Source organism: Microcoleus sp. B3-D2 (assembly GCF_036705345.1).
In the GTDB taxonomy this organism is placed as follows: Bacteria; Cyanobacteriota; Cyanobacteriia; order Cyanobacteriales; family Microcoleaceae; genus Microcoleus.
In genome coordinates this window covers 1-4,106 of record NZ_JAUBUG010000149.1, presented here as the reverse complement: position 1 = coordinate 4,106, position 4,106 = coordinate 1, and the positions used below count along the sequence as shown (strand labels likewise).

Annotated in this window: 3 protein-coding genes; all 3 read left to right on the top strand. The window is 45.7% G+C overall.

Annotated elements, in window-relative coordinates; all coding sequences use genetic code 11:
• Positions 1-66: 66 nt before the first annotated feature.
• The 3 genes from QUB14_RS28140 (at position 67) to QUB14_RS28130 (ending at position 3,876) form a co-directional block, all read left to right on the top strand.
• Positions 67-2,016 carry a CHAT domain-containing tetratricopeptide repeat protein gene (locus QUB14_RS28140; protein WP_333221467.1) on the top strand — a complete coding sequence of 650 codons (1,950 nt, stop codon included), beginning with the start codon at positions 67-69 and terminating at the stop codon, positions 2,014-2,016.
• A 592-nt stretch (positions 2,017-2,608) separates the two neighbouring features.
• The gene (locus QUB14_RS28135; RefSeq protein WP_006631949.1) at positions 2,609-2,824 is read left to right on the top strand and encodes a hypothetical protein; all 216 of its coding nucleotides are present in this window, start codon (positions 2,609-2,611) and stop codon (positions 2,822-2,824) included.
• A gap of 155 nt (positions 2,825-2,979) precedes the next feature.
• Complete coding sequence (locus tag QUB14_RS28130) at positions 2,980-3,876, top strand: pirin family protein (RefSeq protein ID WP_333221465.1); 897 nt, start codon at positions 2,980-2,982, stop codon at positions 3,874-3,876.
• Positions 3,877-4,106 lie beyond the last annotated feature (230 nt).

The window sequence follows — 4,106 nt, the reverse complement described above, 5'->3', positions numbered from 1 at the left end:
AACTGAATATGCTTTCATTGATGTATTTTTAGAATCTCTTCTTATTGTACCTCATAACAGCCGGAAGTGCTGTATAAAAAAGCAATCGAATACTACGAGCAAAGTTTGGAAGTAGCGCACTCCCTAAAATCGCTTGATTTAGAAGCGAGTATCCTCAGAAATTTGGGATTAGTTTACTACGCCAAAAAAGAGTATACAAGGGCAGTAGAATATCAAGAGCAAAGTTTAGCGATTGCTAAACAGCAGCGCGATCGCCGAGGCGAAGCCCTTGCTTTGAGTAATTTAGGATTAGTACACTATTCCCTGACTGATTATGCCAAAGCAATTGAAGAGCAGAAACAAAGTTTAGCGATCGCCTTAGAACTGCGGGATCGCTTCGTTCAAGGTCGCGCTTTAGAAAATTTAGGAATTGCTTACTATGCTGTCAAAAATTATAGTCAAGCGATTGAGTCTTACCAACAGAGTTTAGCCATTGCCATAGAACTGAGCGATCGTCACGCCCAAGGCCGCGCACTCAGCAATTTAGGTGACGCTTTATACAAAGCAAAGCAACCAGCAGAAGCTATCAAAGCTTTCTTTTCAGCTATTGAAATTTGGGAATCTCTGCGCTCAAATTTAAACAATAACGACCTCAACTTAATTTCAATTTTTGAGACTCAAGAAACAAGTTATAATACCTTACAAGAAGTGCTTGCTAATCAAAATCAGCCTCAGGAAGCGCTAGAAATAGCAGAGCGTGGACGGGCGCAAGCTTTTGTTAGATTATTGACCAACCGTTTTTCTGCCCAGTCAGCACAGGCTACCTTAAAGTCATCGGAAACTCAAATAAAACCGATCGACATTCCGGAAATCCAGCAAATTGCTAAAGAAGACAATTCCACTTTAGTTTCTTACTCGCTTATCAAAGAAGTTGTAGAAGCTGAGGGTCAAAGAAAGCTGCAAGATTCAGAACTTTATATCTGGGTAGTGCAGCCGACGGGAAAAATTGACTTTCGTCGCATCAGTTTGAAAGGTTTGGTTGAGGAACAAACTTCATTAAAAGCCTTGATTACTCAAGGTCGTTGCTTCATTCCCAGTTGCCTGCAAAACAAGCAGCGATCCCAACCAGCTAGAAATCCCACCGGAACCATGCCTATTGTCGAGCAACGATTTTTAGACCCGTCATTGCAAGAGCTTTATCAACTACTGATCGAACCAATTGCTGACCTTCTACCTCAAGATCCAGCGTCGCGAATTACCTTTATTCCTCATGAATCTTTGTTCTTAGTTCCCTTTGCCGCGCTGCAAGATAGTTCGGGAAACTACTTGATAGAAAAACATACTATTTTAACAGCACCTTCAATTCAAGTGCGGTCTTTAACCAAGAAACAGCAACAGCTTGCTTCAGGAAAAGGTGCGCTAGTGGTTGGGAATCCTACCATGCCAAGTGTTGCCTTTACGACGAACCAACCTCCTCAACAACTGTCATCACTCCCACACGCTGAAGCCGAAGCGATCGCGATTGCTCAGCTTTTGAATGCTGAACCGCTTACAGGCGACAAAGCGACAAAAGTAGCAGTTTTACAGCAAATAGAGCGATCGCGCATCGTGCATTTAGCAACTCACGGCATCCTGGATGACGTGGAGGGAATGGGCGTACCTGGAGTCATCGCACTTGCCCCAAGCAAGGGTGACAGTGGTTTACTCACTGCTAGCGAAATTTTTAATTTGAGGTTGAATGCCGAGCTCGTCGTTTTGAGTGGTTGCAATACGGGTCGCGGTCGTATTACAGGTGATGGCATCATTGGTTTATCGCGATCGTTTATTGCAGCAGGCGTTCCGAGTGTTGTAGTTTCTCTGTGGTCAGTAGCCGACCAATCAACAGCCGACTTGATGGCGGAATTTTATCGGCAGATGCAGCTAACCCCTGATATTGCCCAAGCGCTGCGGAAGGCCATGCTGGTGACATTGGTCAAACATCCTAATCCTGTAGATTGGGCCGCTTTTACCCTCATTGGCGAAGCAGAGAAACGTTAACCCCGAAAAGCTGATTTCCAGTCGTCAAGAGACCTAATACCTGCTCTTACGTACTTAGTGGGCCAAATTATCATTTTTCTGGTGTCTTACACCCCACGTTCGGCCCTTGGATATCAATTCCGGTTATATCGGAAGAATTAAACCACAGAGGACGCAGAGGATACAGAGGAAGGGAAGAGAGATGAATAATTCCGATGAAGGGCGGATTTGATATGACTCTCACATTCAGGTATTTTTGCCCAAGCCATGAGGTTTGCATCAATTTTGAGCAAATAAAAAGTCAACAGTCGTTACTTGTTGAGAATTGGTTGAAGAAGGGGCAGTTCTTCCTATGAAGGTCTGAAACTTTTGCACAGCAGGAAGTTCAGACTCGTGAAAGACGAAAATTATCACGGTGTGATAGTCAAAGGGCGGAAGGTGGGTTGTAATTTTTCCACCGCTGCATTGGTTTCAATGTTGTGACTTCGATCACTGGTAACACGGACTTGGTTCACCCAATATTTTCAGTATTATCACGGAAAAAAACCAGCACCATCACTTGCTCTTAGAAGAAACCACGAGATGATTAAGGTGTCGAGTTCAAAACAATCTCATGTCTCCAGTTAATCTTCTCCCCGGCGCTATCAACGAATTAATTGCCACTGTCACCGATACTCACCGCGTTACCAAAGCTGACCGCTACGGCATGATGGCCGCCATCCTTGATGAGTCCATCAGTGAAGAAGAACGTGGCTCACTCGATCGTCTGATTCGCTCCCTGGTCAAAGGTCGGATTCAAGTCAGTGATGAACTCTCCATCGTCTCGTAAGCAGAAAGCTCGTTGAGAACTCGACACTCTACAACCGCTTTCGATTGGGAAAGTTTAGACCAGTCACTGATATTGCGATCGCCCTCTACAAGGATAGCTTTTTGTATAATGCACTTTTGACATAAACAATTAGCGTTCGCAACTTCATAAACATTATGACGGATACCATCCAGCATCTCATTGAGCCACACATTCAAGATTTGGGTGGGTTCCAAGCCCGTCGCTTGCTTCCCTCAGACGTTCTAGCACTGGTAGGCCCGTTCATCTTTTTTGACCATCTGGGCCCTGCGCTGTTTCCACCCGGCCGGGGCGTGGATGTCAGACCGCATCCGCACATCAACTTAGCAACCGTCACCTACCTGTTTGAAGGTGTTTTGCTGCATCGTGATAGTGTGGGCAGCGTTCAAGAAATCCGTCCCGGTGCGGTGAACTGGATGACAGCAGGGCGAGGCATTGTCCACTCTGAACGCACGCCTGATGACGAGCGCAGCAAAGAAGCCATCCTGCATGGCATCCAAACCTGGATAGCCCTTCCCGATGAATACGAAGAAACCGACCCCTGGTTTCGGCATCATCCGGCTTCTGAGCTGCCTGTTTGGGAGGATGCAGGAGTTTCGTTCACCCTAATTGCGGGTGAGGCCTATGGTCGCACTTCCCCAGTTCAAATATTTTCACCCATGATTTATCTGGACGTGCAACTGACTGCTGGAAGAGAATTTACCTTACCGGGCAATTACAGCGAACAGGCGGTTTACAGCGTAACAGATGGGCTTGCGATCGATGGAGTGCCTCTGGAACAACATCGGTTGGCAGTTCTAAATTCAGGCACTGAAGTAAACATTTCTGCTTCAGGCAAGGCTCGTTGTGTTGTGATTGGCGGTGAACCTGTTGGTGAGCGCCATAAGTGGTGGAATTTTGTTTCGAGTCGGCCCTCGCGCATTGAGGAAGCTAAACTCGATTGGAGAGAGGGACGGTTTGCTCAGGTTCCTCAAGAGACAGAGTTTATTCCGCTGCCAGAAGAGCCACCTTCTCAAGCAGAGCAACCGTTGTGAATAACCGCAGCGATTTAAATTAAAAAACTGTTTGTTGATTCTGAATCTGTCTTTTTTACTCTAAGCTGAGGCGCCTCTAAATTTGAAAATCAAATTCGAGCAAATTATTGTGGGGTGGGCGTCCCGCCCGCCCAAAAATACAATTTAGATCCGTAATATCATGTCCGGTAAATGACTTACGATTAAACTCCTATTTTAGTCCACCAATAAAAACCAGTTACCCCTTGAAT

Excerpts from the sequence above, each read along its gene's own strand:
- QUB14_RS28135 (WP_006631949.1), top strand. The coding sequence starts at position 2,609 with ATGTCTCCAGTTAATCTTCTCCCCGGCGCTATCAACGAATTAATTGCC.
- QUB14_RS28130 (WP_333221465.1), top strand. The coding sequence starts at position 2,980 with ATGACGGATACCATCCAGCATCTCATTGAGCCACACATTCAAGATTTG.